Source organism: Ruegeria sp. YTSA168, from assembly GCF_059610045.1.
Genome location: NZ_JBXWMW010000001.1, coordinates 555,863 through 582,021, shown reverse-complemented (window position 1 = coordinate 582,021; position 26,159 = coordinate 555,863). Strand labels below are relative to the sequence as shown.

The 26,159-nt window shown below is 57.7% G+C and carries 32 protein-coding genes; 31 read left to right on the top strand and 1 reads right to left on the bottom strand.

Features of this window, described 5'->3' with window-relative positions:
• Positions 1-13 precede the first annotated feature (13 nt).
• The 3 genes from AC2FFE_RS02955 (at position 14) to AC2FFE_RS02945 (ending at position 3,306) form a co-directional block, all read left to right on the top strand.
• Positions 14-1,213: a DegT/DnrJ/EryC1/StrS family aminotransferase gene (locus AC2FFE_RS02955; RefSeq protein ID WP_496819310.1), complete on the top strand. Its 1,200-nt coding sequence runs from the start codon at positions 14-16 to the stop codon at positions 1,211-1,213.
• 119 nt (positions 1,214-1,332) lie between these two features.
• The gene (locus tag AC2FFE_RS02950; protein WP_496819309.1) at positions 1,333-2,055 is read left to right on the top strand and encodes an EF-hand domain-containing protein; all 723 of its coding nucleotides are present in this window, start codon (positions 1,333-1,335) and stop codon (positions 2,053-2,055) included.
• Between the two features lie 87 nt (positions 2,056-2,142).
• Positions 2,143-3,306, top strand: a complete 1,164-nt coding sequence (locus AC2FFE_RS02945; RefSeq protein ID WP_496819308.1) for an isovaleryl-CoA dehydrogenase — start codon at positions 2,143-2,145, stop codon at positions 3,304-3,306.
• A gap of 47 nt (positions 3,307-3,353) precedes the next feature.
• On the opposite strand, the gene AC2FFE_RS02940 is transcribed toward AC2FFE_RS02945, so the two are convergent.
• On the bottom strand, positions 3,354-3,959 hold the full coding sequence (locus AC2FFE_RS02940; RefSeq protein WP_496845891.1) for an OmpW/AlkL family protein: 606 nt from the start codon (positions 3,957-3,959) through the stop codon (positions 3,354-3,356).
• Between the two features lie 136 nt (positions 3,960-4,095).
• On the opposite strand from AC2FFE_RS02940, the gene AC2FFE_RS02935 reads away from it, so the two are divergent.
• The 28 genes from AC2FFE_RS02935 (at position 4,096) to nuoK (ending at position 26,155) form a co-directional block, all read left to right on the top strand.
• Positions 4,096-5,622, top strand: a complete 1,527-nt coding sequence (locus AC2FFE_RS02935; RefSeq protein WP_496845792.1) for an AMP-binding protein — start codon at positions 4,096-4,098, stop codon at positions 5,620-5,622.
• Entirely contained in the window at positions 5,619-6,083 is a 465-nt protein-coding gene (locus AC2FFE_RS02930; protein WP_496845791.1) for a hypothetical protein, read from the top strand. Before AC2FFE_RS02935 ends, AC2FFE_RS02930 begins: the two co-directional genes overlap by 4 nt.
• Entirely contained in the window at positions 6,080-7,687 is a 1,608-nt protein-coding gene (locus AC2FFE_RS02925; RefSeq protein ID WP_496845790.1) for a carboxyl transferase domain-containing protein, read from the top strand. Before AC2FFE_RS02930 ends, AC2FFE_RS02925 begins: the two co-directional genes overlap by 4 nt.
• 57 nt (positions 7,688-7,744) lie before the next feature.
• A complete protein-coding gene (locus AC2FFE_RS02920) occupies positions 7,745-8,359 on the top strand; it encodes a hypothetical protein (protein WP_496845789.1) in 615 nt (204 codons plus the stop codon).
• A gap of 3 nt (positions 8,360-8,362) precedes the next feature.
• Positions 8,363-8,788 (top strand): ASCH domain-containing protein, encoded by a 426-nt coding sequence (locus AC2FFE_RS02915; protein ID WP_496845788.1) that lies wholly within the window; start codon positions 8,363-8,365, stop codon positions 8,786-8,788.
• Positions 8,789-8,791: 3 nt separating this feature from the next.
• Complete coding sequence (locus AC2FFE_RS02910; RefSeq protein WP_496845787.1) at positions 8,792-10,723, top strand: acetyl/propionyl/methylcrotonyl-CoA carboxylase subunit alpha; 1,932 nt, start codon at positions 8,792-8,794, stop codon at positions 10,721-10,723.
• Between the two features lie 59 nt (positions 10,724-10,782).
• The gene (locus AC2FFE_RS02905; protein ID WP_496845786.1) at positions 10,783-11,634 is read left to right on the top strand and encodes a hydroxymethylglutaryl-CoA lyase; all 852 of its coding nucleotides are present in this window, start codon (positions 10,783-10,785) and stop codon (positions 11,632-11,634) included.
• A 1-nt stretch (position 11,635) separates the two neighbouring features.
• Entirely contained in the window at positions 11,636-12,424 is a 789-nt protein-coding gene (locus AC2FFE_RS02900) for a crotonase/enoyl-CoA hydratase family protein (RefSeq protein WP_496819301.1), read from the top strand.
• 185 nt (positions 12,425-12,609) lie between these two features.
• Positions 12,610-12,975, top strand: coding sequence for an NADH-quinone oxidoreductase subunit A (locus tag AC2FFE_RS02895; protein WP_170532281.1), 366 nt, complete (start codon positions 12,610-12,612; stop codon positions 12,973-12,975).
• A complete protein-coding gene (locus AC2FFE_RS02890) occupies positions 12,966-13,499 on the top strand; it encodes a NuoB/complex I 20 kDa subunit family protein (RefSeq protein WP_037307875.1) in 534 nt (177 codons plus the stop codon). The genes AC2FFE_RS02895 and AC2FFE_RS02890 overlap by 10 nt, the downstream gene beginning before the upstream one ends.
• Positions 13,500-13,510: 11 nt before the next feature.
• Positions 13,511-14,116, top strand: a complete 606-nt coding sequence (locus AC2FFE_RS02885) for an NADH-quinone oxidoreductase subunit C (protein ID WP_496845785.1) — start codon at positions 13,511-13,513, stop codon at positions 14,114-14,116.
• Positions 14,113-14,289, top strand: coding sequence for a hypothetical protein (locus AC2FFE_RS02880; RefSeq protein ID WP_496819299.1), 177 nt, complete (start codon positions 14,113-14,115; stop codon positions 14,287-14,289). The genes AC2FFE_RS02885 and AC2FFE_RS02880 overlap by 4 nt, the downstream gene beginning before the upstream one ends.
• A gap of 1 nt (position 14,290) precedes the next feature.
• Positions 14,291-14,416, top strand: a complete 126-nt coding sequence (locus tag AC2FFE_RS02875; protein WP_496819298.1) for a hypothetical protein — start codon at positions 14,291-14,293, stop codon at positions 14,414-14,416.
• Entirely contained in the window at positions 14,416-15,639 is a 1,224-nt protein-coding gene (locus tag AC2FFE_RS02870; protein WP_496845784.1) for an NADH-quinone oxidoreductase subunit D, read from the top strand. The genes AC2FFE_RS02875 and AC2FFE_RS02870 overlap by 1 nt, the downstream gene beginning before the upstream one ends.
• A gap of 260 nt (positions 15,640-15,899) precedes the next feature.
• Entirely contained in the window at positions 15,900-17,000 is a 1,101-nt protein-coding gene (nuoE, locus tag AC2FFE_RS02865; RefSeq protein WP_496845783.1) for an NADH-quinone oxidoreductase subunit NuoE, read from the top strand.
• A 1-nt stretch (position 17,001) separates the two neighbouring features.
• The gene (locus AC2FFE_RS02860) at positions 17,002-17,229 is read left to right on the top strand and encodes a DUF5337 domain-containing protein (RefSeq protein ID WP_480827643.1); all 228 of its coding nucleotides are present in this window, start codon (positions 17,002-17,004) and stop codon (positions 17,227-17,229) included.
• 6 nt (positions 17,230-17,235) lie between these two features.
• A complete protein-coding gene (gene nuoF / locus AC2FFE_RS02855; RefSeq protein ID WP_496845782.1) occupies positions 17,236-18,534 on the top strand; it encodes an NADH-quinone oxidoreductase subunit NuoF in 1,299 nt (432 codons plus the stop codon).
• 5 nt (positions 18,535-18,539) lie between these two features.
• The gene (locus AC2FFE_RS02850) at positions 18,540-18,956 is read left to right on the top strand and encodes an MAPEG family protein (protein ID WP_496819294.1); all 417 of its coding nucleotides are present in this window, start codon (positions 18,540-18,542) and stop codon (positions 18,954-18,956) included.
• A complete protein-coding gene (locus AC2FFE_RS02845; protein ID WP_496819293.1) occupies positions 18,956-19,345 on the top strand; it encodes a hypothetical protein in 390 nt (129 codons plus the stop codon). Before AC2FFE_RS02850 ends, AC2FFE_RS02845 begins: the two co-directional genes overlap by 1 nt.
• A gap of 98 nt (positions 19,346-19,443) precedes the next feature.
• Positions 19,444-19,848: a DUF5333 domain-containing protein gene (locus AC2FFE_RS02840; RefSeq protein ID WP_480827639.1), complete on the top strand. Its 405-nt coding sequence runs from the start codon at positions 19,444-19,446 to the stop codon at positions 19,846-19,848.
• Positions 19,849-19,865: 17 nt separating this feature from the next.
• The gene (locus AC2FFE_RS02835) at positions 19,866-20,297 is read left to right on the top strand and encodes a DUF5333 family protein (RefSeq protein ID WP_496819292.1); all 432 of its coding nucleotides are present in this window, start codon (positions 19,866-19,868) and stop codon (positions 20,295-20,297) included.
• Positions 20,298-20,304: 7 nt separating this feature from the next.
• Positions 20,305-22,326 (top strand): NADH-quinone oxidoreductase subunit NuoG, encoded by a 2,022-nt coding sequence (gene nuoG, locus AC2FFE_RS02830; protein WP_496845781.1) that lies wholly within the window; start codon positions 20,305-20,307, stop codon positions 22,324-22,326.
• A gap of 45 nt (positions 22,327-22,371) precedes the next feature.
• Positions 22,372-23,409 carry an NADH-quinone oxidoreductase subunit NuoH gene (nuoH, locus tag AC2FFE_RS02825; RefSeq protein WP_496845780.1) on the top strand — a complete coding sequence of 346 codons (1,038 nt, stop codon included), beginning with the start codon at positions 22,372-22,374 and terminating at the stop codon, positions 23,407-23,409.
• Position 23,410: 1 nt separating this feature from the next.
• Positions 23,411-23,905 carry an NADH-quinone oxidoreductase subunit NuoI gene (gene nuoI, locus AC2FFE_RS02820; RefSeq protein WP_353008116.1) on the top strand — a complete coding sequence of 165 codons (495 nt, stop codon included), beginning with the start codon at positions 23,411-23,413 and terminating at the stop codon, positions 23,903-23,905.
• Positions 23,902-24,306: a carboxymuconolactone decarboxylase family protein gene (locus AC2FFE_RS02815; protein WP_496845779.1), complete on the top strand. Its 405-nt coding sequence runs from the start codon at positions 23,902-23,904 to the stop codon at positions 24,304-24,306. The genes nuoI and AC2FFE_RS02815 overlap by 4 nt, the downstream gene beginning before the upstream one ends.
• Positions 24,299-24,709, top strand: a complete 411-nt coding sequence (locus AC2FFE_RS02810; RefSeq protein ID WP_496845778.1) for a carboxymuconolactone decarboxylase family protein — start codon at positions 24,299-24,301, stop codon at positions 24,707-24,709. The genes AC2FFE_RS02815 and AC2FFE_RS02810 overlap by 8 nt, the downstream gene beginning before the upstream one ends.
• A complete protein-coding gene (locus AC2FFE_RS02805; protein ID WP_039534292.1) occupies positions 24,706-25,308 on the top strand; it encodes an NADH-quinone oxidoreductase subunit J in 603 nt (200 codons plus the stop codon). The genes AC2FFE_RS02810 and AC2FFE_RS02805 overlap by 4 nt, the downstream gene beginning before the upstream one ends.
• 541 nt (positions 25,309-25,849) lie before the next feature.
• Positions 25,850-26,155 carry an NADH-quinone oxidoreductase subunit NuoK gene (gene nuoK, locus AC2FFE_RS02800; RefSeq protein WP_005984024.1) on the top strand — a complete coding sequence of 102 codons (306 nt, stop codon included), beginning with the start codon at positions 25,850-25,852 and terminating at the stop codon, positions 26,153-26,155.
• Positions 26,156-26,159 lie beyond the last annotated feature (4 nt).

The window sequence follows — 26,159 nt, the reverse complement described above, 5'->3', positions numbered from 1 at the left end:
CCAGAACTGAGCCATGACTGAGACATTCACCGGCAGTTTCACCCAGCAAGAACCGATCCCTGACGAGGCGATCGAGGCCGCGCTGACCGTCCTGCGCCACGGGCGCCTGCATCGCTATAACGTCACACCGGGTGAGTTGGGCGAAACAGCCTTGTTGGAACAGGAATTTGCCGCCCAGATGGGGGTCAAGTACTGTCTGGCTGTATCCTCGGGAGGGTATGCCCTTGCAACTGCCTTGCGCGCGGTGGGTGTTCAACCGGGTGACCCGGTTTTGACAAATGCTTTCACGCTTGCACCTGTGCCGGGCTCAATTGCGTCCGTCGGGGCCAAGCCTGTATTCGTGGGCGTGTCCGAGAACCTGACGATTGATCTGGACGATCTTGCGGCCAAGTTGGATCAGGCGCGGGTGTTGATGCTCAGCCATATGCGCGGGCATCTGTGTGACATGGATCGCCTGATGCAGATGTGCGACGCCGCTGGTGTGGTTGTGATCGAAGACTGCGCACACACGATGGGTGCAGCTTGGCGGGGGCAATTGTCTGGTCGTCAGGGCGCAATCGGATGCTATTCCTGTCAGACCTACAAACATGTCAATTCCGGCGAAGGCGGCCTGCTGATCACCGATGATGAGGAGCTTGCAGCCAAGGCCACGATGTTGTCGGGGTCCTACATGCTGTACGAACGTCATCTGGCCGCACCATCACCCGAGGTGTTCGAGCGCGTCAAATACACCACCCCTAATGTTTCGGGCCGGATGGATAATCTGCGCGCCGCGATCCTACGCCCGCAATTGCGCGATCTGGACCGGCAGGTTGGGCGTTGGAATGAAAGATACCGGGCCATCGAAGCCGGCTTGCGCGGAACACCGGGGCTGACAATTGTGGATCGGCCAGAGGGAGAAACCTATGTCGGTTCGTCGATTCAGTTCCTGCTTCTGGACTGGGTGCCCGATCGGATCACCGAGGTTATTGGCCGGTGCGCAAAACGGGGGGTCGAGTTGAAATGGTTTGGTGGGGCCGAACCGACAGGCTTCACCTCTCGCTATGACAGCTGGCGCTATGTTGAAAGCGAACGTTTGCCGGAATCGGACCGTATCCTTACGGGTATTTTGGATATGCGTGTCCCTCTTACGTTCTCTTTGCAGGACTGTGATCTGATCGCTCGAATAATTCGGGAAGAAGTTGCGCGGATTCACAATCTGGCGACGGCCTGAAAACAGCAAACTCCGTTGTCCGGACACGATTTCGCTTGCGTACGGACGTCATCATACTGGCAAATTGAGGTGTCTTTGCTTCTTTGAGCGAGCACACCATCAGATATCATTGCGTAACCATGACCAAAGAGAAAAAATCGGAATCTCTGGAAGTCAGGCTAAGCCTGTCGGAAAAAAACGCGTTCGCCGCACGGGTTGCTGCGCGCGGCGAAACCATGAGCGCGGCTTTGCGCCGATTGATCGCTGAAGATGGAGTGCCTCATTCAAACTCGAAGGAGGTTTCGACCATGAAGAATAGTGTAATCGCGGCATCCCCGGTGGTTCTGACCATCGCTATCTTAGTCGCTGTATCCCTGTCTGGGGCATCTGCAAAAACCGATTTCGCTGGCAATTTTCGTGCCAAGGATACCAACGGCGATGGATTCGTCGATCGGATTGAAATGCTGAGTTACATGACGCAACAGGCCGAGCAGGTGAACTTGCCTAGCGATTGTGATGGAACCGAACTGGCGAAAGTTTGGTCAATGTCGCCTGAAGAACTGGCAGATGATGCAATTGGCTTCTCAGATGCTGACAACGATGGCCGCATTACATTGTCTGAAGTCGTAGCGGCAAACGAACGCTACCGGGCTGACGATTTCACATCCGCCGATACCAACGAGGATGGATTTGTGACTTTGGCTGAGTTGGAGTTCGGCTTTCGTGAAGACGAAGCCAAAGTCAGCGCGGAATGCAGAGCAGCCATTGGTATGCACAGCGCCGCCCGCGCTTCTGAGATTTTGGAGCAAATAGATACTGATGGTGATGGGCGGATCAGTTTGGGTGAGTTCGTAAACCACTAGACTGCATTCCAACTGGACAGGCACTCTTCGCCTCGCTATAAATGAACATGTGTTCAATTACTGAAGTATAGCGCAGAGGCAGACCAAATGTTCCAGGCGGCAATGACATTCGATCTCGGCGAAGATGTAAACGCGCTGCGCGAAATGGTGCATCGCTGGGCGCAGGAACGGGTCAAGCCGATGGCCGCCGAGATCGACGCATCCAATGCTTTTCCCAATGAGCTATGGTCCGAGATGGGGGAGCTTGGCCTTCTGGGCGTAACGGTACCCGAGGAATATGGCGGGGCCGGAATGTCCTATCTGGCTCATACAATTGCGGTAGAGGAAGTGGCGCGTGCCTCGGCCTCGGTTTCGCTGTCATATGGTGCGCACTCGAACCTGTGTGTGAATCAGATCAAGCTGAACGGCAATGAGGAACAAAAGCAAAAATACCTGCCACGCCTGATCTCTGGGGCGCATGTGGGCGCATTGGCGATGTCCGAATCTTCGGCAGGTTCGGATGTGGTTTCGATGAAACTGCGCGCGGAAAAGCGCAACGATCACTATCGGCTGAATGGCAACAAATACTGGATCACAAACGGGCCGGACGCAGATACGCTGGTCGTCTACGCCAAGACCGACCCAGAGGCCGGCTCTAAAGGGATCACCGCATTTCTGATCGAAAAAGAGATGGCCGGTTTTTCGACCTCGCCCCATTTCGACAAGCTTGGAATGCGTGGGTCCAATACAGCAGAACTGATCTTTGAAGATGTCGAAGTACCGTTCGAAAATGTTCTAGGCGAAGAAGGCAAGGGCGTTGCCGTTCTGATGTCAGGTCTTGACTACGAACGGGTCGTGCTGGCCGGGATCGGAACCGGGATCATGGCAGCCTGTCTGGATGAGATCATGCCCTATCTGGCCGAGCGCAAACAATTCGGCAAACCCATCGGCAGCTTCCAGCTGATGCAGGGCAAGATCGCGGATATGTATACCGCGATGAATTCTGCCCGGGCTTATGTCTACGAGGTCGCTAAGGCCTGCGATCGTGGGGATGTGACCCGTCAGGATGCGGCGGCGTGCTGTCTCTATGCCTCGGAGGCGGCAATGACCCAGGCGCATCAGGCGGTTCAGGCGATGGGCGGGGCCGGGTTCCTGTCGGACGCGCCGGTCAGTCGGATTTTCCGGGATGCCAAGCTGATGGAGATCGGCGCGGGCACCAGCGAAATTCGCCGGATGCTGATTGGCCGCGAATTGATGAGCGAGATGCAGTGAAGAAAACGCCCCACTGACTTTGTGTCGGCGGGGCGCTTTGGATTGGATCAGAACCGATGGACGTAGGACACACCGACCAGCCAGGGATCGATTTCGGCGGTGCCGATATCGGCGCCATCCAAGGTCACGTCCGAGTCGATGTCGAACCAGCGCACATTCAGTCGGACCGCACCGTTTTGGGTAACCTGGTAGTCCAGCCCGGCCTGCAGCGCGACGCCGAACGAGTTATCGACCTTGAGATCCCCCAACGGAGAGCTTTCGTCAAAAAAGATCGTGTAGTTCAGACCGGCACCGACATAGGGCTTCCAGGCGCTATTGGTCGGGAAGTGATAGTTCAGCGACAGGGTCGGGGGCAGGTGCTTGACGCTGCCCGCGTCGGTGCTGCCTCCCAGAGTTATGTCATGGCTGAACGGCGTTGCGGCCAAAAGTTCGATCCCCAGATTGTCGCGGATAAAGTATTCTGCGGTAAAGATCGGGCGGGTGTCCGCGTCGATATCTGCGCTAAGCCCCGCAAGCGTTCCGTTGTCGGATTTCGGGTCCAGATATCCCACACCTACGCCAAGGGTCCAGTCACCCTGCGATTGGGCAAATGCGGGTGCGGCCAAAGCGGACAGCGCGGTCGAGAATGTCAATGCGGCGAGCGTTTTCATCATGGTCTTGCCTTTGGTTTTGTTGATGCCCCTTGTGTGGCGGCAAAGGCCCATCCGCGCTCTGATCTGCATCAAGTTTCGCTTGGTTCTGGTTGCCTGTGTACGGCGGAAAAATTCAATGAAAAAAGAGGTCTAGCAGATGCTTGACCCTACGCGCATACCTGGTTTGCGCCCAGAGGGCGGCTGGGACTTGCCTGACCGGTTGAACATGGCGCGCCAGTGTCTGGATCATCCCGATGATCGTGTGGCCGTGATCGATCTGACCGGCCCTTCCGAACAGCGTGTGACCTATGGACAGCTGCATCATATGACCGACGGGATCGCCCGTGCCTTACAGCAGCAGGTGCAGCCAGGTGACCGGGTCGGTGTCTTGCTCAGCCAATCGCCATGGTGTGCCGCCGCGCATCTGGCGATCTGGAAGATCGGTGCGATCTCAGTTCCGCTGTTCAAGCTGTTCAAACAGGAGGCTTTGCGGTCTCGTGTTAGTGATGCGGGCGCCAGCCTTGTGCTGACCGATGTCGAGGGTGCCGGGCTACTTGAAGGAATCGCAAAGCCTCTGGTCGCGTCTGATGTAGGGGTGCCGGGCGATCCGGTTTCCTTTGCTGAGACTGGTCCGGATGATCCGGCGGTGCTGATCTATACGTCGGGCACAACCGGCAGCCCCAAGGGTGCGCTGCACGGGCATCGGGTGCTAACGGGCCATCTGCCAGGCGTTTCAATCAGCCACAATCATCTGCGCGACGGGGACTGCCTCTGGACGCCTGCGGATTGGGCCTGGATCGGAGGGTTGTTCGATGTGCTGATGCCGGGGCTAGCGCTGGGCATACCGGTGGTTGCAGCACGTCTGGATAAGTTCTCGGCTGAGGCTTGCGCGGATGTGATCGCGCGCTGCGGGGTGCGCAACGTGTTCTTCCCGCCCACAGCATTACGCATGCTGAAAGCAGCGGATCAGAGCATCCCCGGCTTGCGCTCAGTCGCGTCCGGGGGGGAGCCGTTGGGGGCCGAGATGCTCGCCTGGGGTAAGCAGGCCTTTGGCCTGACGATCAATGAATTCTACGGTCAGACCGAATGTAATATGGTTGTCTCCTCGTGCGCGCAGGACTTTCCGGTGAACCCCGGCTGTATCGGCAAGCCCGTGCCGGGGCATGAGGTGGCGGTGATTAACCAGGATGGCAATCCGACGAGCGAGGAAGGCGACGTCGCTATCCGCCGTGGATCGGCCTCGATGCTGCTGGAATACTGGAACAATCCGCAAGCGACGGCTGAGAAGTTCCGAGGCGACTGGCTCATCACCGGAGATCGCGGCGTGTGGCAGGGCGACTATCTGCGCTTCGTGGGCCGCGATGACGACGTGATTACCTCAGCCGGATATCGCATCGGCCCGGCGGAGATCGAGGATTGCCTGCTGACCCACCCAGCCGTGGCAACCGTGGGCGTGGTCGGCAAGCCCGACCCGCTGCGGACCGAGATCGTGAAGGCCTATGTGGTGTTGAAACCTGGGGCCGAGGCCACAAGCGCGGAGTTGCAGGAGTGGGTCAAGGACCGGCTGTCGCAGTATTCCTACCCGCGAGAGGTGGCGTTTTTGGAGGAGTTGCCGATGACGGTGACGGGCAAGGTGATCCGGAAGGAATTGAAGGCGCGGGCAGTGGGGGAGATTCATAAATGAAGAATACTCTATTGTTAACGGCAGCTTTGATCGGTTCTCAGCTAGGAGCACCTCTCCCTGCGTTAGCCGACGAGAACGACCCGTTCGAATGGACACAGCGTTGCTTCTTAAGTTTACGAGATCAATTGGATCGGGCTGGGAAGAGGCAAGAGTGTATGGCGATCATTCTTGGGTATTGCCGTTATGCTGTCGACAGTCCTTCGTGTTTTGGAACTCTGGCGACGACTTACGAAAACCTATCAAAGGATATCATGGATAGCCTTCCGGATAGTCTAGATGCTCCATCTCCGCAGAAACAGTTCTTTGAGAACCGAATGGATATGCTGAACTCGACGAACGCAGATACTCAGTGCGAGAATTCAGACTCTGGAACAGAATGTGCCGCGTTTGTTTCGATGGGGCGCTATCTTGGCGCAATATCTTTGGCGGATTGGTTGGAAAAGAGGAAAGAAAGTCAGTGAAGTTAGTAAGCAAAGCAGTTCCGACCTCTGAGGTATTTAAAGCAAACCTCGCAGCCCATCTCGACGCGCTGGCACAGATATCCGAAGCTGCTGAAGCGGCCCGTATCGGAGGGGGTGAGAAATCCCGCGCGCGGCATGAATCTCGGGGCAAGATGCTCCCCCGACGCAGGGTTGCGAACCTTCTCGATCCGGGCTCTCCATTCCTTGAAATCGGCGCGACGGCGGCGCATGGGATGTATGGCGATGCCGCGCCCTGTGCCGGTGTGATCGCAGGCATTGGCCGGGTACAGGGGCGAGAGGTCATGGTGGTTTGCAACGACGCCACCGTGAAGGGCGGAACCTACTATCCGCTTACCGTCAAGAAGCACCTGCGCGCGCAGGAGATTGCCGAGGAAAACCATCTGCCCTGTATCTACCTGGTCGATAGCGGTGGCGCGAACCTGCCCAATCAGGACGAGGTCTTCCCCGACCGCGATCATTTCGGGCGCATCTTTTACAATCAGGCACGCATGAGCGCCAAGGGGATCGCTCAGATCGCTGTGGTGATGGGCTCGTGCACGGCCGGTGGTGCCTATGTACCTGCAATGTCGGATGTGACGATCATCGTGAAGGAACAAGGGACCATCTTTCTGGCTGGGCCGCCTCTGGTTAAGGCCGCAACAGGCGAGGTCGTCAGCGCCGAAGACCTCGGCGGTGGCGATGTACATACGCGCCTGTCTGGCGTTGCGGACTATCTGGCCGAGGATGATGCGCATGCTTTGGCCTTGGCTCGGCGAGCCGTGGGGTCTTTGGGCGGTGCCGGGCTGAAACCCGGCCTACAGTTTGAGGCTGTTGAGGAACCTGCGTATGACCCCGAGGAAATCCTTGGCGTCGTGCCCGCCGACCTGCGCACGCCGTATGATATCCGCGAGGTGATTGCGCGGCTGGTCGATGGCTCCAGGTTCGATGAGTTCAAACCACGGTTTGGTGAAACATTGGTGACCGGCTTTGCCCATGTCAAAGGCTGCCCGGTCGGGATCATCGCCAACAACGGCGTGCTATTCTCGGAGGCCGCGCAGAAAGGCGCGCATTTTGTCGAGCTATGCTCACAGCGCAAAACGCCATTGGTTTTCCTGCAAAACATCACCGGCTTTATGGTTGGTCGCAAATACGAAAACGAAGGCATCGCGCGGCACGGGGCCAAGATGGTGACGGCGGTGGCGACGACCTCGGTGCCCAAGATCACGATGCTTGTTGGCGGTTCTTTTGGCGCTGGGAATTACGGCATGGCGGGTCGCGCCTACCAGCCTCGGTTTTTGTGGACCTGGCCGAACTCGCGTATTTCGGTGATGGGGGGCGAACAGGCCGCAGGCGTTCTGGCTACCGTCAAACGCGACGGAATCGAACGGCAGGGCGGCACGTGGTCCGCCGAGGAAGAAGCCGATTTCAAACGTCCGACACTACAGATGTTCGAGGAACAGTCGCATCCGCTCTACGCCTCGGCCCGGCTCTGGGATGACGGTATCATTGATCCGCGCAAAAGCCGCGATGTGCTGGCCTTGTCGCTCAGCGCTGCGCTGAATGCCCCGATAGAGGAGACGCGCTTCGGCGTGTTCAGGATGTGAGCCATGGATCTGAAGAAACGATTGCTGGATTCGATCCCAGAGCTCAGAGTTCCCGATTTGTCGACGCGCGCCGAGATATCCGTATATTTAATTCACAACTCCCGCGATCCAGAAGATTACTTTTTCCTTTTTGACTTCGAGGAATTTGTTGATCGATCAAACGGTGGGTACTTCGTGCGACCGGTTATTCGGATTTTCGCCGGAAGAGATGACTTTGGCCGTACGCGGTTCGCCCGCGAGTTTCGCGAGGTTTTTGCGCGTGAATTCGACCGGATGCGGGCTGAACTGGCCGAAAAGAAGGGGAAGCGTGGATGGTTGAGTTGGAGTTTTGGCTTTAACTCTGCCGTTGATATTGTCGGTGGACTTGTTGGCAATCTGGTTCTGGCCGCAGCCATGTCTGTCGGGAAAAGAGTGATTGGCGACAATCTGCTACCTCGGATCCTTGCAGGCAAAAGCGATGAGGCAAAATTGGCTGACGAAATTGATCGCACAAAGAGCAAGGTAGAACGTGCTTTGGCTGAGATTGAAATCACGATCCATCCTGAGCTTTATTGTCACGCCTATCGTGATGGTCATTTGGGCAAGATCAGCGACATGGACCGGGATGCTTGGCCACTGCCAAATTATGTGCGCATGCATTTGCAGGACGAAAAAAACGGGTCTTGGTGGTAGGTTATGGTGGGAACTCTTAAAAAACTGATGGAACGCTACCCCGGCGCCCAGACCTTCAAGTTTGGGGACAACGCCATGTTGAGTACTGAGCTGCTGGCCCTTGTGCGTGCAGGAAAGAAAACGGCGACCTGCGATGCATTGCGGAACTACCCCGAAGGCTCTCCTGACATGCCCGTGGTTGGGCGGCGCGATATTGCTTTGAACTGGGATGATCACCCGGCCCTGGTGATCGAAACGATCGAAGTTACGATCTGTCGTTATTGCGATGTGACTGAGGAGTTTGCACTAGCCGAGGGCGAGAATGAAACGCTTGCGGGGTGGCGCGATGATCACCGACGCTATTTCGAGCGTAATGGCGGCTTCAATCCTGAGATGGAGTTGGTCTGCGAGCGATTTCGTCTTGTCGAAGATCTGGCGGCTGAGGGGTAAGCCATGTTCAACAAAATCCTGATTGCCAACCGGGGCGAGATCGCCTGTCGGGTCATGGAAACGGCTCAGAAAATGGGTGTGTCCTGTGTTGCTGTGTATTCCGATGCGGATGCCTCGGCCAAGCATGTGCAGATGGCGGATGAGGCCGTTCATATTGGCGGTGCAGCCCCGGCGGAGAGTTACCTGAAAGGCGATGAGATCATTCGGGCCGCGCTTAACACTGGCGCTCAGGCGATCCATCCGGGGTATGGGTTTTTGTCCGAAAATCCCGATTTCGTGGATGCGGTTGAGGCGGCCGGTTTGACCTTTATTGGTCCATCAGCGGATGCGATCCGCAAGATGGGCCTCAAGGACGCTGCCAAGGCGTTGATGGAACAGGCGGGCGTGCCCGTAGTTCCCGGCTATCATGGCGACAATCAGGATCCCGAGCATTTGGCCGGGGCGGCCGACACAATAGGCTATCCGGTGCTGATCAAGGCCGTGGCGGGTGGCGGCGGCAAAGGGATGCGGCTAGTTGAACGACCCGAGGATTTCGCATCTGCCTTGGACAGCGCGCGAGGTGAGGCCAGAACAGCCTTCGGCAATGATGTTGTATTGGTTGAGAAATTTGTCGCCAAGCCCCGCCATATCGAGGTGCAGGTGTTTGGCGACGGCACACATGCAGTTCATCTGTTCGAACGGGATTGCTCGCTTCAGCGGCGACATCAGAAAGTGATCGAAGAGGCTCCGGCCCCCGGCATGACCGCTGAAATGCGCGAGGCCATGGGGCAGGCAGGTGTCCGTGCGGCTGAGGCGATTGGCTACAAAGGTGCCGGGACGATTGAGTTCATCGTCGACGCGTCCGACGGGCTGCGCCCGGATCGGTTCTGGTTCATGGAAATGAACACGCGCCTACAGGTTGAGCATCCGGTGACCGAGGCGATCACGGGTGTCGATCTGGTCGAATGGCAGCTTCGCGTTGCAGCGGGTGAAAGCCTGCCGAAGCAGCAGAATGACCTGTCGATCAACGGGCATGCGTTCGAGGCGCGGCTCTATGCCGAAGATGTGCCCAAGGGGTTCTTGCCAGCAACAGGTACCCTGACCCATCTGTGCTTTCCGCAAGGGTGTCGGGCAGATAGTGGCGTGAGGGCGGGGGATACGATCAGCCCGTGGTATGATCCGATGATCGCAAAGGTGATCGTGCATGGTCCGACCCGCGCAGTTGCGCTTGAGCAGTTACATCGTGCGTTGCAGGGAACCGAGGTCGCCGGAACCGTGACAAACCTGTCATTCCTGGGGGCACTGACCCGACATACTGGCTTTGCGTCGGGCGATGTTGATACAGGGCTGATCGGGCGCGACCTTGACGAATTGGTACAGGCGGTACCGCCACGGCCTGAAACCCTTGTGGCGGCAGCCATGCAAGCTTCGAACCTGGTGGACACGCAGGCAGACGCTGGTTTCTCGCTTTGGGCGCCTCTGCATCGTGCGGTTCAGCTGATATCCGGCGAGGATCGTATCGAGCTTGATGTTCAAGTTATCAGCGCCGAGCAGCAGGACTGGAAGGTGGGTGAGACGGTCGTCACGACACAACGCCAGGACGGGCGCTGGCGGATCAACGGAAAACCGATGCCTAACGTCGCGGTCACTGGTCTCTGGATCACAGTTTTCGAGGATTATGGTCAGAGTTTTGACCTGGTTGATCCGTTGGATCGCGAGGCCAGCGCGGCTGGGGATACCAACCTGATCGAGGCGCCAATGCCGGGGCTTGTCAAAGCGGTCTTTGCGGTGGTCGGTCAAACCGTCAAGGAGGGCGACCGTTTGGCGGTGCTGGAGGCGATGAAGATGGAACATTCCCTACTCGCTGCTCGGGATGGTGTTGTCGCTGAGGTTCTGGCCAAGGACGGCGCGCAGGTTGAAGCCGGAGCCGCGTTGGTTCGGTTGGAGGACAGCTAGGCTGTTCGAAGGTCTGGGCATGTGTCACGATCAGTTTGGACATCAAAGGGAGATGAGGCATGGGCGAACGCGTAGAAATTTTTGAAGTCGGGCCGCGGGACGGGTTGCAGAACGAAACGCGCGACATTCCGGTGTCCGAGAAGATTGCGCTTGTTGATTGCCTGTCGAATGCCGGGTTCAGCCGAATCGAAGTGGCAAGCTTTGTCTCACCCAAATGGGTTCCCCAGATGGCAGCCAGCGCCGAGGTTCTGGCCGGAATAACGCGCGCAAAGGGTGTACGATATGCAGCCCTGACCCCCAATATGCGGGGGTATGAAGATGCTTTGGCGGCCAAAGCAGATGAGATCTCGGTTTTTGCTTCGGCTTCCGAGGGATTCTCGAAAGCCAATATCAACGCCACCATTGCCGAGTCGATTGAACGGTTCACACCGATCCTGGACGCCGCGCGGCACATCGACCTGCCAGTGCGCGGCTATGTCTCTTGCGTGACCGACTGCCCGTATGATGGGCCGACACCGCCCGAAAAAGTGGCCGAGGTCGCGGATCTTTTGTTCTCTCACGGCTGCTATGAGGTGTCTTTAGGCGATACAATCGGGCAGGGGACGCCAGACAAGATTGCGCGGATGCTGATGGCGGTGCGCGAACGTGTCCCCGTAACCCGGCTGGCTGGGCATTTTCATGACACGAATGGCCGGGCATTGGACAATATCGATGCCTCGCTTTCACTGGGTATCCGTGTGTTCGATGCCGCCGTTGGTGGCCTTGGAGGTTGCCCCTACGCCCCTGGTGCGGCGGGCAATGTCGCGACAGAAGCCGTTGCGGCGCATCTGGAACGGTTGGGATATGCCACCGGCCTGGATGCCACAGTGTTGGATAAAGCCGCGCAGATGGCGCGTGCCATGAGGGGCTAAGATGTACGAAACGATCTCTGTCGCCACAGATGCACGCGGCGTTGCGACCCTGTGCCTAAACCGTCCGGAAAAACACAACGCGATGTCGGCCATGATGATCGCCGAACTTACGCGCGCAGCGCAGGATCTAGAACATGACCCCTCTGTTCGGGTTGTCGTGCTGACCGCGACGGGCAAATCCTTTTGCGCTGGAGGGGATTTGGGTTGGATGCAGGATCAGATGGCAGCCGATCCGGCCACGCGTTTCGTCGAAGCACGAAAGCTTGCGGAAATGCTGCAAGCGCTCAACACGATGCCGAAACCCTTGATCGGTGCGTTGCAGGGCAATGCGTTCGGCGGAGGTGTGGGTCTGGTCGCTGTCTGTGATGTGGCAATTGGTGTTGAAACCCTGAAAATGGGCCTGACCGAGACAAAGCTGGGCCTGATCCCGGCGACGATTGGGCCTTATGTGATCGCACGTATGGGGGCAGCCAAGGCCCGCCGGGTTTTCATGTCAGCGCGTCTGTTTGATGCGGCCGAGGCCGTGACGCTAGGGCTTTTGGCCAAAACCGTCACGGCAGACGGGTTGGATCAGGCCATTGAGGACGAAGTTCTTCCCTATCTGAATTGCGCACCGGGGGCGGTTGCCTCGGCCAAGGCGCTGGTTCAGGACCTTGGGCCTCAGATTGACGATCAGGTGATTGACCACACGATTAATGCGCTGGTTTCTCGCTGGGAAACAGAAGAAGCGCATGAGGGCATCAAAGCTTTCTTTGAGAAACGTAAGCCCAAGTGGAACAACAAAGTTTAACTCTGATTCCGAGCGCGGTTGGGTGCTGAACACGCGAGCGCCTTTGGGTGTTTGTCAAGTTCAAGGTTGATGACCTGCGCGCTTGTGATCGGTTGACCCTCTGACCCTGCAGAGATAGAGAATGTCCAGTCAACTCGCCAATTGACCGCGCGCTCGATATGGATCGCGCAGGAAAGGAGCTACTCTTGGAAGAGCTGTTGCGGGAATATCTCCCGATCCTGGTGTTTCTGGCCGTGGCCGTAGGCCTTGGAATAGTACTGATTCTGGCGGCTGTCGTTTTGGCCGTCCGCAATCCCGACCCGGAAAAAGTCAGCGCATATGAATGTGGCTTCAACGCATTTGATGATGCGCGGATGAAATTCGATGTCCGATTCTATCTGGTCGCGATTCTCTTCATCATCTTCGATCTGGAAATCGCCTTCCTGTTCCCCTGGGCCGTTGGCTTCAAGGACATCAGCGATGTGGGTTTCTGGTCCATGATGGTATTCCTGGGCGTTCTGACCATCGGCTTTGCCTATGAATGGAAGAAAGGGGCCCTGGAATGGGAGTGATGACGGGTGCAAACACCGCTGGTGTCGACAAGGAAGTCGCCACTCAGGCCCTGAATGCCGAGCTTCAGGACAAAGGCTTTCTGCTGACCTCGACCGAGGACATCATCAACTGGGCGCGCACTGGCAGCTTGCATTGGATGACCTTTGGTCTGGCCTGCTGCGCGGTCGAAATGATGCATACCTCAATGCCGCGCTATGATGCGGAACGGTTCGGCATCGCACCGCGCGCCTCTCCGCGTCAGTCCGATGTGATGATCGTGGCCGGGACGCTGACCAACAAGATGGCTCCGGCGCTGCGCAAGGTTTACGATCAAATGCCCGAGCCGCGCTATGTGATCTCAATGGGGTCCTGCGCCAACGGCGGCGGGTATTATCACTATTCCTATTCCGTCGTGCGCGGCTGTGACCGGATCGTCCCGGTGGACATCTACGTGCCCGGCTGCCCTCCGACCGCCGAGGCGCTGCTCTATGGTCTGATGCAGCTGCAACGTAAAATCCGCCGCACCGGCACGATTGTACGCTGAGGTAGGGGCAGATGAGCGAAGTACTCAAAGAACTCGGCACGCAGCTTGAACTGAAACGCTCGGATTGTGTCCTGTCCTGGGATGTGACCCATGGCGAATTGAACGTCGATGTTGCCCTGTCGAACCTTGTCGAATTCATTGAATTCCTGAAAAGCGACCGGTCCTGTCAATTCTCGACCTTGGTGGATATCACCGGCGTTGATTACCCCGAACGGGCCAAACGGTTCGACGTGGTCTATCATTTCCTGTCGATGTACCAGAACCAGCGCATCCGCCTGCGGGTCTCGATCCGTGAAGAAGACATGGTGCCCTCGATTGTCGATGTACACCCCTCGGCCAATTGGTTCGAGCGTGAGGTGTTTGACATGTTTGGCATCCTGTTCTCAGGCCATCCGGACTTGCGGCGCATCCTGACGGATTATGGCTTTCGCGGCTATCCGTTGCGCAAGGATTTCCCGACCACGGGCTATACCGAAGTGCGCTATGACGAAGCGCAAAAGCGTGTGGTCTATGAGCCCGTGTCTCTGGTGCAGGAATACCGTCAATTCGATTTCATGTCCCCGTGGGAAGGTGCAAACTACATCCTGCCGGGTGATGAGAAACAGGAGACCGAATGATGGGGGGTATCTGGTGGCTGATCTTATCGGCACTGACCATCATCCCGATGGTGAAGATCTTGCCGTTTTTTGGGATCAACAAGGTCTGGTGCCTTTTGTGTCTGATCCCGTTTGGTACGATTGCCCTTCTGTGGTGGGTCGGGATCAAGCTACAGGAAATGGAGCGCCGCTGAGATGATGTTGGGGGAACTGATCGCACTAGGGGCGCTGGGCGTTCTTCTGGCCGGTGCTGCAGCCAAAGCCGTTGAGGCGAAAAAGGTCCGGGTTCGGGCTGAGGCAAAGAAACGACGGGGGCGTTGATGGACGGCTCAAGATATGATGACGGCAGCTCGGATGCGCTGAGCGGAGAACAGAAGATCCGCAATTTCAACATCAACTTCGGCCCGCAACACCCTGCGGCGCACGGGGTTTTGCGTTTGGTGCTCGAACTTGACGGTGAAATCGTCGAGCGTTGTGACCCGCATATCGGCCTGCTGCACCGTGGTACGGAAAAGCTGATGGAAAGCCGGACCTATCTGCAGAACCTGCCGTATTTCGATCGTCTGGATTACGTGGCGCCGATGAATCAGGAACATGCCTGGTGTCTGGCGATTGAAAAGCTGACTGGTGTGGAAGTGCCGCGCCGTGGCTCTCTGATCCGGGTTTTGTACTCCGAGATCGGGCGCATCCTGAACCACCTGCTGAACGTGACCACGCAGGCGATGGACGTTGGCGCGCTGACCCCGCCGCTGTGGGGCTTTGAAGAGCGCGAAAAGCTGATGGTGTTCTATGAGCGTGCCTGCGGTGCCCGCCTGCACGCCGCCTATTTCCGCCCCGGTGGCGTTCATCAGGACCTGCCGCCGGAACTGCTGGACGATATCGAGGCGTGGAGCCACGAATTCCCCGCCGTTCTTGATGACATTGACGGGTTGCTGACCGAAAACCGCATCTTCAAACAGCGCAACGCCGATATTGGCGTTGTGACCGAGGATGACATCCAGAAATACGGCTTTTCGGGTGTCATGGTCCGTGGGTCAGGTTTGGCATGGGACCTGCGGCGCGCGCAGCCCTATGAATGCTATGACGAGTTCGAGTTCCAGATCCCCGTCGGCAAGAATGGCGATTGCTACGACCGTTATCTCTGCCGCATGGAGGAAATGCGCCAGTCGCTGCTGATCATCCGTCAAGCCATCGCCAAAATCCGCGACTGTCCCGGCGACGTTCTGGCGCGCGGCAAGATCACCCCGCCAAAACGGTCCGACATGAAGACCTCGATGGAAAGCCTGATCCATCACTTCAAGCTCTACACCGAAGGGTTCCACGTCCCCGCAGGCGAGGTCTACGCCGCTGTCGAGGCCCCCAAGGGTGAGTTCGGTGTTTATCTGGTCGCCGACGGCACCAACAAACCTTACAGGGCCAAACTGCGCGCACCGGGGTTCTTGCATTTGCAGGCGATGGACCACGTTGCCGGAGGACACCAACTGGCGGATGTCGCCGCGATTATCGGCACGATGGACGTCGTGTTTGGGGAGATTGATCGTTAATGTTCAATTTATTGCTCTTCGCGGCTGCTATGTGCATAGTTATTTGCCCCATCGCTGGGTTCGTAACTCTTTCGCGAGGAAATCTCGGGTGGGCATTTGTGAATCTAGTCGGTTTCGTGAGCGGAGTCGCTTTCATTGTATTTGCCTTCGTTGAACTGAGGCAATTGGGTGGATTGGGGCAATAAGCAGATGAAACATGTATTTTTGATAAATCGGTCTTGTGCCGCTCTACAAAAACCCTTTCGAATGAGGGCTATGTAATGCTCCGCCGTCTTCACCCCGAACAACCTGAAAGCTTTGCCTTCACCTCTGCCAACCAGCAATGGGCCGAAGCGCAGGTTACCAAGTACCCCGAGGGTCGTCAGGCCAGTGCGGTGATCCCGCTGCTGTGGCGCGCTCAGGAGCAGGAGGGATGGCTGAGCCGTCCGGCGATTGAATCCGTCGCTGACATGCTGGGCATGGCCTATATCCGCGTGCTCGAGGTTGCCTCTTTCTACTTCATGTTCCAACTGCAGCCGGTTGGATCGGTGGCGCATATTCAGGTCTGTGGCACGACCTCCTGCATGATTTGCGGGGCCGAGGATCTGATTGCGGTCTGCAAGGACAAGATCGCCGCCAAGCCGCATGAATTGTCTGCCGATGGTAAACTGAGCTGGGAAGAAGTCGAATGCCTTGGGTCCTGCGCCAATGCGCCGATGGCGCAGATCGGCAAGGATTATTATGAAGACCTGACAGCTGAAAGCTTCGGTAAGATCATCGACGATCTGGCCGCGGGCAAAGTGCCAACACCGGGCCCTCAGAACGGGCGTTACGCAGCCGAACCGCTGGGCGGGCTGACCAGCCTGACGGACCATGACGCAGGCAAACCGCAGTACAATGCCAGCGTGGCCTTGGCGACCGATCTGGGCGATACGGTCAAGCGCATCGACGGGACCGAGGTTCCGATCCTGACCCCTTGGCTGGGCAAGGATGGTAAGGCCGCGGCGACCAAGTCGGCCCCGAAACCGCCCAAAGCGCCGAAACCGGCCAAACCCGCTGCGAAGCAGGCGGAGGAGGCGAAGGTCGCCAAGGAAGCGCAACCTGAGACGCTGACTGACGCGCGGGATGGCAAGGCCGATGACCTGAAAATGCTGAAAGGCGTCGGCCCGAAACTGGAGCAGACGCTGAACGAGCTGGGTTTTTACCATTTCGACCAGATCGCCGCCTGGACGCCCGAGCATGTGGCTTGGGTCGATACACGGTTGAAGTTCAAAGGCCGGATCGAGCGCGATGGATGGATCGCACAGGCGGCTAAGCTGGCAGCGGGAGAAGAGACCGAGTTTGCCAAGCGCGCCAAGAAAGACGGTAAGTACGAAGACTGAGATGGACGCGGATAAGGAACAGGCCATCGCCCGCAAGGGCCGACATATTGGCATCGTCATTGCTGTGACGATGGCGATCTGGCTTGCCATGAACCTGTTCATCGGTCCCGCTTTGGGGCTGACGACGCGCCACGCATTGTTTTTTGACCTCGCCGCATTGGCCGGGTTCATCTATGCGGGCGTCAACATATTTCAACTCTGGCGCATGCGTCAGGAAAGCCGAAGGTAACACGCGATGCTGAAGGATCAGGACCGGATCTTTACCAACATCTACGGGATGCATGAGCGTACGCTTAAGGGCGCGCAAGCTCGCGGGCATTGGGATGGTACGGCTGGATTGATCGAAAAGGGCCGTGACTGGATTATTCAGACGATGAAGGATTCCGGTTTGCGAGGGCGCGGTGGCGCGGGTTTCCCGACCGGTTTGAAGTGGTCCTTCATGCCCAAGGAAAGCGATGGTCGCCCGGCCTATCTGGTTGTGAACGCGGACGAATCCGAGCCAGGCACCTGCAAGGACCGTGAGATCATGCGCCACGATCCGCACACGCTGATCGAAGGCTGCCTGATCGCATCCTTCGCGATGAATGCACATACCTGCTACATCTACCTGCGCGGCGAATACATTCGCGAGCGTGAGGCTCTGCAGGCCGCGATTGACGAGGCTTACGACGCCGGGCTGTTGGGCAAGAACGCCGCTGGTTCGGGCTGGGATTTCGATCTGTTCCTGCATCACGGGGCCGGGGCCTATATCTGCGGCGAGGAAACGGCTCTGCTGGAAAGCCTTGAGGGCAAAAAGGGCATGCCGCGGATGAAACCTCCGTTCCCGGCGGGCGCTGGCCTTTACGGGTGTCCGACCACAGTGAACAACGTGGAATCCATAGCCGTTGTGCCCACCATCCTACGCCGGGGCGCGGACTGGTTTGCGGGCTTTGGCCGTCAAAATAACGCAGGCACCAAGCTGTTCGCAATCTCGGGCCATGTAAACACCCCCTGTGTGGTCGAAGAGGCGATGTCGATCCCGTTTGAGCAGCTGATCGAAACCCATTGTGGCGGCATTCGCGGCGGTTGGGACAATCTGTTGGCGGTAATCCCGGGTGGCTCATCGGTTCCTTGCGTGCGCGGTGAGAACATGCGCGATGCGATCATGGATTTCGACCACCTGCGCAACGATCTGGGCTCGGGCCTTGGAACGGCGGCGGTGATCGTGATGGACAAATCCACAGACATCATCAAGGCGATCTGGCGCCTTTCGAAATTCTACAAACACGAAAGCTGCGGGCAGTGTACGCCCTGTCGCGAAGGCACGGGCTGGATGATGCGCGTGATGGACCGTCTGGTGCGCGGCGAGGCCGAGCTGGAAGAGATCGACATGCTGTTTGACGTGACCAAACAGGTCGAAGGCCACACGATCTGCGCCCTTGGTGATGCAGCGGCCTGGCCGATCCAGGGCTTGATCCGCAACTTCCGCGACGAAATCGAAGATCGCATCAAGGCCCAGAAATCGGGCCGTTCAAGCGCGATAGCAGCGGAGTAAGAAATATGGACCTATTTGCAGATTACTCTCATGCTGTTGCTTCGGTTGTGATTTTCACACTGGTCGTGTTGTTGTTGTCGCCCCTCACGGCGATGGCCAAACAAAGCAAAGGGTTGGCACCAGGTGCGACGCCTGATCAGGACTATGCCGACCGGGCCTATCGCCTGAACCGGGCCTATCTGAACGGAACAGAAACGCTGCCTGCTTTCGTCGCGGTAACAATTGCCGCGATTTTGCTGGGGGTGAGCCCGTTTTGGGTGAACCTGTTGGCTTCGGTCGCTCTGGTTGCGCGGTTGGCGATGCTGGTTGTCCATATTCGCGGAACTGGTAAGCCAAATTCGGGCATCCGTTCGATCTTTTATGTGCTGAGCTGGGCCTGCATGTTTGTGATTGGGGTCATGGCTTTGGCGGCGGCGTTTTGATGAGGAGCAAGGATAAAGTGAACTGGTCGACGGTTGGGCGCATTCGTTCAGGTACCTGCGTTGTTATTGCAGCCTTAGCGCTTGTGTCGGCCTGTGGTACGATCACAAAGTCAAGTGATCGGGTTCAGTTCGAAGGCAATTTCTTTCGTGCCAAGGCCAAACCTGTAGACAAGAAGAAGGCCCCGACTGATTTTACCGTTGTCGTGAACGGCGTCTCCCAGTCCTTGAACGGCGCGCGTGAAGCCGGGCGCTATGAGGGCACGAAGTACTGTATCGAGCAATTCGGCTCCTCCCGTATCGAATGGAAGGTCGGGCCTGATACCGAACCGGATCAGCTTCAGATCAGCGACGACAAGCTTTCTTTTGCAGGAACATGCCAGCGACCATGATCTGTGTTTTTGCATATCAGCGCATGATTAGGGGTTTGCTATCGCATAGCAGACCGTCAGGCCTTTGTTTTGGGGAACCCAAAACAAAAGGAAAGAACATGTCTGTAGCAAAATCCTTAGGTCTGGCCGTTCTGTTGACATTACCAATCGCAGCCGAAGCCAAACCTCCCCTGCGCGATGTTCATGAGATCGACAACGAGCTGTACTATATCGCCATCGCAAATGAGATTTCTGAATATTGCCCTTCGATCAGCGGTCGACGTCTCAAGGCGATCAATGTGATGTGGGGGCTGCGGTCCAAAGCCCACAAATTAGGATATTCCGACAAGGAAATCCGCGCCTATGTGGAATCGGACTCGGAAAAAGACCGGATGCGTGCCAAGGGCGAGGCCTATCTGGCGCAAAACGGAGTGTCTTATGACACACCGAACTCATTTTGCGCACTGGGGCAGTCCGAAATTCAAAGAAACAGCGCCATCGGCGTCTATCTGAGGGCGAATTGACGATGCGTTTCAGGGCAGTGCAAAAAACTCTTCTCGGCGGATTGCTTCTGCTTGTTGTGGCGGGATGTCAGACCACCGCCAGCGAGTCGCCTGAGGTGGCGGCCGCACGTGCGCCGTTCCGCACCGAAATGCCGGAAAACCTGTACAATGTTGCCTTCGCCAATGCGATGGCCGAACAAATCTCAATCGGATGCCCTTCATTGTCGATGAACCGGCCACAGATCGCGAACAGCATGAAAGCGGTGGCTGACGATCTTGAAGCCGAAGGGTATCAGGAAAGCGACTTTAAATATCTTGAACAAAATCTGCCTCGGAAACGGATTCAGGACGATGCAATCCGGTACATCCAAAGCAACGGGATCGTCATCGGTGTGCCGGAAACCATGTGTTCGGCGGGCCGACGCGAGATCGCCAAAGGCTCTGCCATTGGCACATTCCTGAAAGGGTAACGTCACAATGTCTGACCTCCGCAAGATCAATATCGACGGCCAAGAAATCGAAGTCGATGGCGCGATGACCCTGATCCAGGCTTGTGAACAAGCCGGGGTCGAGGTGCCGCGCTTTTGCTATCACGAGCGTCTGTCAATTGCCGGGAACTGCCGCATGTGCCTGGTCGAGGTTGTCGGCGGACCGCCGAAACCTGCGGCCTCTTGTGCGATGCAGGTGCGCGATCTGCGCCCCGGTCCGGAAGGGCAGCCACCGGTGGTCAAGACCAACTCGCCGATGGTCAAGAAGGCGCGCGAAGGGGTGATGGAGTTCCTGCTGATCAACCACCCTCTGGACTGTCCGATCTGTGACCAAGGCGGCGAGTGCGACCTGCAAGATCAGGCCATGGCCTATGGCGTATCGGGTTCGCGCTTCAAGGAAGCGAAGCGGGCGGTGGATGATTTGGATCTGGGGCCGCTGGTCGGCACCGCGATGACACGTTGCATCAGCTGCACCCGCTGTGTGCGCTTCACGACCGAGGTCGCCGGGATCACCCAGATGGGTCAGACCGGGCGCGGGGAAGATGCCGAAATCACCTCTTATCTGAACCAGACGCTGGAATCGAACCTTCAGGGCAATATCATCGATCTTTGCCCGGTTGGGGCACTGACCTCGAAGCCTTATGCCTTTACGGCCCGTCCTTGGGAGCTGACCAAGACCGAGAGTATCGACGTAATGGACGCTCTGGGCTCGAACATTCGCGTGGACACCAAGGGCCGAGAAGTAATGCGCTTTTTGCCGCGCAACCATGATGGCGTGAACGAGGAATGGATCAGTGACAAGACGCGGTTCGTCTGGGATGGTCTGCGCCGTCAGCGTCTGGATACGCCTTATATCCGTGAAAACGGCAAGCTGCGGCCTGCGTCCTGGCCCGAGGCGCTGACCAAGGCGGCTGAGGCGCTCAAGGGGGCTGACAAACCTGCCGGTATCATCGGCGACTTGGCCCCGGTTGAGGCCGTATTCGCCCTGAAACAGATGATCGAAGGGCAGGGTGGCGTTGTCGAATGCCGCACCGATGGGACCAAACTGCCTGCGGGCAATCGCGGTGCCTATGCCGGAACGGCCAAGATTGAAGATATCGACACCGCTGAACGCATTCTGCTGATTGGCACGAACCCTCGCGATGAAGCCCCGGTTCTGAACGCCCGTATCCGCAAGGCCTGGGCGCATGGGGCCGATGTGGCGCTGGTCGGCTCGGCTGTTGATCTGACCTATGAATATCACCATGTGGGCGATGATCGCGCGGCGTTGCAAAAAGTTGCCGACATGGGCGGCGATGACCAGATTAGGGCCAAGCGCTCTTTGGTCATTGTCGGGCAGGGCGCGCTGCAAGAAGCGGATGGCGCCGCTGTTTTGGCCGCAGCGCAAGCCATTGCCGCGAATACGGAAAGCGGTTTGATTCTTCTACACACCGCAGCCGCGCGCGTCGGTGCGATGGATGTGGATGCCACCAATGAAGGCGGCATGGAGGCGATCAGCGCGGCGGATGTCATCTATAACCTCGGCGCGGATGAAATTGAAATCAGCGACGGTGCTTTTGTGATCTACCAAGGCAGCCACGGCGACCGGGGCGCGCATCGTGCCGATGTGATCCTGCCGGGCGCGGCCTATACCGAAGAAAACGGTCTGTTCGTGAACACCGAAGGCCGCCCACAACTGGCGATGCGCGCCGGGTTCGCACCGGGCGACGCCAAGGAGAACTGGGCCATCCTGCGGGCTCTTTCCGCAGAATTGGGCGCAACGCTGCCCTACGATTCACTGGCACAGTTGCGAACGGCCTTGATCGAGGCGGTTCCACATCTGGCCCGCATCGACGAAGTGATCGAAAACGAGGTGCAGCCGCTTGAGGCTGGCGCATTGGGCGACGCGACATTCCGCAATGCGGTCAAGGATTTCTACCTGACCAACCCCATCGCCCGCGCCTCGCAACTGATGGCCGAGCTTTCGGCGCAAGCCAAAGCTCTAAAAACCGACAGGATCGCCGCAGAATGATCCGAACCGCTGACATATCCCCGACGACCCACGGTGTGAGGACCAATGGCTGACTTCTTTAACACCCCAGGCGGCATCGCCCTGATCATCCTGGCCCAAGTGCTTGCGGTTGTGGCCTTTGTGATGATCTCGCTGTTGTTCCTTGTCTATGGCGACCGCAAGATTTGGGCCGCCGTCCAAATGCGCCGAGGCCCTAACGTAGTAGGGGCTTATGGCCTGCTGCAAACGGTGGCGGATGCGCTGAAATATGTGGTGAAAGAGGTCGTGATCCCGGCGGGGGCGGATCGAACGGTATTCATCCTTGCACCACTCACGTCCTTCGTGCTGGCCATGATCGCCTGGGCGGTGATCCCGTTCAACGATGGCTGGGTCCTGTCGGATATCAACGTCGCCATTCTGTATGTTTTCGCCGTCTCCTCGTTAGAGGTTTATGGCGTGATCATGGGTGGTTGGGCGTCGAACTCAAAGTATCCGTTCCTTGGCTCACTCCGCTCTGCCGCGCAGATGATTTCTTATGAAGTTTCAATTGGCCTGATCATTATCGGCATCATCATCTCAACCGGGTCAATGAACTTTGGCGATATCGTCCGTGCGCAAGATGGTTCCTTCGGCTTCTTCAGCTGGTATTGGCTGCCGCATTTCCCGATGGTCTTCCTATTCTTCATCTCGGCGCTGGCCGAAACCAACCGCCCGCCATTCGACTTGCCCGAGGCGGAATCGGAACTGGTTGCAGGCTATCAGGTCGAATACTCGGCCACGCCTTTCCTGCTGTTCATGGCTGGAGAATACATCGCCATCTTCCTGATGTGCGCCCTGACTACGCTGCTGTTCTTTGGCGGCTGGTTGTCGCCGATCCCGGGCCTGCCCGATGGCGTGCTGTGGATGGTCGCCAAAATGGCGTTCTTCTTCTTCCTCTTCGCGATGGTCAAGGCAATCACGCCGCGCTACCGCTATGACCAGCTGATGCGGCTGGGCTGGAAAGTTTTCCTGCCCTTCTCGCTGGCTTGGGTGGTGTTCGTGGCCTTTGCGGCGAAGTTCGACTGGTTCTGGGGCGCGTTTGCCCGCTGGAGCGTAGGAGGCTGATATGACACAAATCGACTATACTCGCGCCGCCAAATACTTCCTGCTGCAAGACTTCTGGGTCGGCTTCAAACTCGGAATGAAGTACTTCTTCGCCCCCAAGGCCACCGTGAACTACCCGCACGAAAAGGGCCCTCTGTCTCCGCGTTTTCGCGGTGAACACGCCCTGCGCCGCTATCCAAATGGCGAAGAACGCTGCATCGCCTGCAAACTGTGCGAGGCGATCTGCCCGGCGCAGGCCATCACCATTGATGCCGAACCGCGCGAGGATGGCTCCCGCCGCACCACGCGCTATGACATCGACATGACCAAGTGCATCTATTGCGGCTTCTGCCAAGAGGCCTGCCCGGTCGATGCCATCGTCGAAGGCCCGAACTTCGAATTCGCCACTGAAACCCGTGAAGAGCTGTTCTACGACAAGGAAAAACTGCTGGACAACGGCGAACGCTGGGAAGCCGAGATCGCCCGCAATCTGGAAATGGACGCGCCATACCGATGACCTTGACTGATCCACAGACCAGCACCTACGCGCGCGGAAAGGCGTTGTCCGAACAGGTCAATCCCGGCATGGAGGACGCTCTGCGCGCCCGCTATGATGCGCTGGTACCGGGCCTTTCGCGCACGGTTGTGGATGTGGCCTATGGCCAATTCTATGATCGCGGAGTGGTAGACGAAAAGACCCGATTGTTGGCTACTATCGCAGCGCTGACTGCACTTGGCGGGCAGACCCGACCGCAGCTCAAGGTCAATATCGCTAGCGCGCGCGCCGTGGGCGCGTCGCGCGAGGAGATCAGCGAGATTATCTTTCAGATGACACTCTACGGTGGATTTCCGGCGATGATCAATGCAATGAACGCAGCGATCGAAGTGTTTGAGGCGGAAGAGGCGACAGATGACTGACGCTCCGACAAATCCGTTCGAGCTGATGATGAAGCAGGCTCAGGACATGGCCAAGGCGATGAACCCGGCGATGGAGAATTTCTCGCCCAAGGGGTTCGAGGCGCTGTGGCCGACCATGCCGAAAGAGGTCATGGAGATGATGTTCGGCAACACCGTCAACAAAGACGGGCTGGATGCCAAGACCCGCCTGCTGCTGACGCTGGCCGGGCTGACCTGCCAGGGCGCTCAGGCGGATGCGGCCGTGCGTCAGACCGTGCGCCACGCACTGGAGGCGGGTGCCAAGAAACAAGAGATCGTGGAAACGATCGGTCAGATGTCGGTCTTTGCCGGCATCCCGGCCATGACCCGCGCGCTGGATCTGGCGCAAGAGGTCATGGGCGACAACGAGGATGAGGATCAATGACCGTCTTTGCCTTCTATCTGTTTGCCATCAGCGCCATCACCGGCGGGCTGTTCACAGTGATCAGCCGCCAGCCGGTGCACTCGGTGCTGTGGCTGATCCTGTCCTTCCTGTCCGCGGCGGGGCTGTTCGTGCTGCTGGGGGCCGAGTTCGTGGCGATGCTGCTGATCATCGTCTATGTGGGCGCGGTCGCGGTTCTGTTCCTGTTCGTGGTGATGATGTTGGACGTGGACTTTGCCGAGCTCAAGGCCGAGATGGCGCGCTATATGCCGCTGGCCCTGCTGATCGGTCTGGTCATCCTGATGCAGTTCGTCATGGCCTTCGGCGCATGGGACAGCGCGCAGGGCGCGGCGGCCAATCTGGCGCAGCCGGTCCCGGCGGATCGCCACAACACCGAGGCGCTGGGTGTCATCCTTTATGATCAATACTTCCTTCTGTTCCAGCTGGCGGGCCTGATCCTGCTGGTGGCGATGATCGGCGCCATCGTGCTGACCCTGCGCCACCGTCAGGACATCAAGCGTCAGGACATCATCGGCCAGATGATGCGCGACCCGGCCAAAGCGATGGAGTTGAAGGATGTGAAACCGGGGCAGGGGTTGTGAGAGTACCAACCACAATATTGAGTCTTGCGCTGGTGCTTTGTGCGGGGAGCGCAATGGCGGAGTGCGGACTTCCAAACTGGTTTAGAGATGCGTTAGGACGCGCTCCGATGACCACTGGCGACTATTGCCGGTTTGAAAACGCGGGTAATTGGAGATTGACTAAGGAAGGTGGGCCTGTCACCGCATTTGGGGATTCACTAGTTGCACAAAAGCTTACCGGTTTGGGATGCGGCAAAGATGAAGAGATTTGGGTCGCCGACTGTGAGACTGGGGAAGTTGTAACTTTTTTTGGAACAACTTGTGGTGGGCCTGTCCTGACTATCCCTTCCAGCACCGTTGAGTGTTTTGATGGAGCGGACGGTCTTCTACAAATGTCTCAGTCTTCAACATTGTCGCAACTGACTAAGGCAGCGGACCAGAATGGAATAATTTCTAGGTCTGGAACTATTGCCGAGCAGTTCAAGGACTTTCCGTTAACTCGTAGGCCAAAAGCTAGCTGCGGCTGCAAACTTTACTACCCCGACTCGCCAGGAGCGAAGCTATGATCGGACTTGAACACTATCTTACGGTCGCGGCGACGCTGTTCGTCATCGGCATCTTCGGTCTCTTCCTGAACCGCAAGAACGTCATCATCCTGCTGATGAGCATCGAGTTGATGCTGCTGGCGGTGAATATCAACCTTGTGGCGTTTTCCAGCTTCCTCGGCGATCTGGTCGGGCAGGTGTTTACGCTGTTCGTGCTGACCGTTGCGGCGGCCGAGGCGGCGATTGGTCTGGCCATTCTGGTCTGCTTCTTCCGCAACCGTGGCACCATCGCGGTTGAAGACGTTAATATGATGAAGGGCTAAGAGA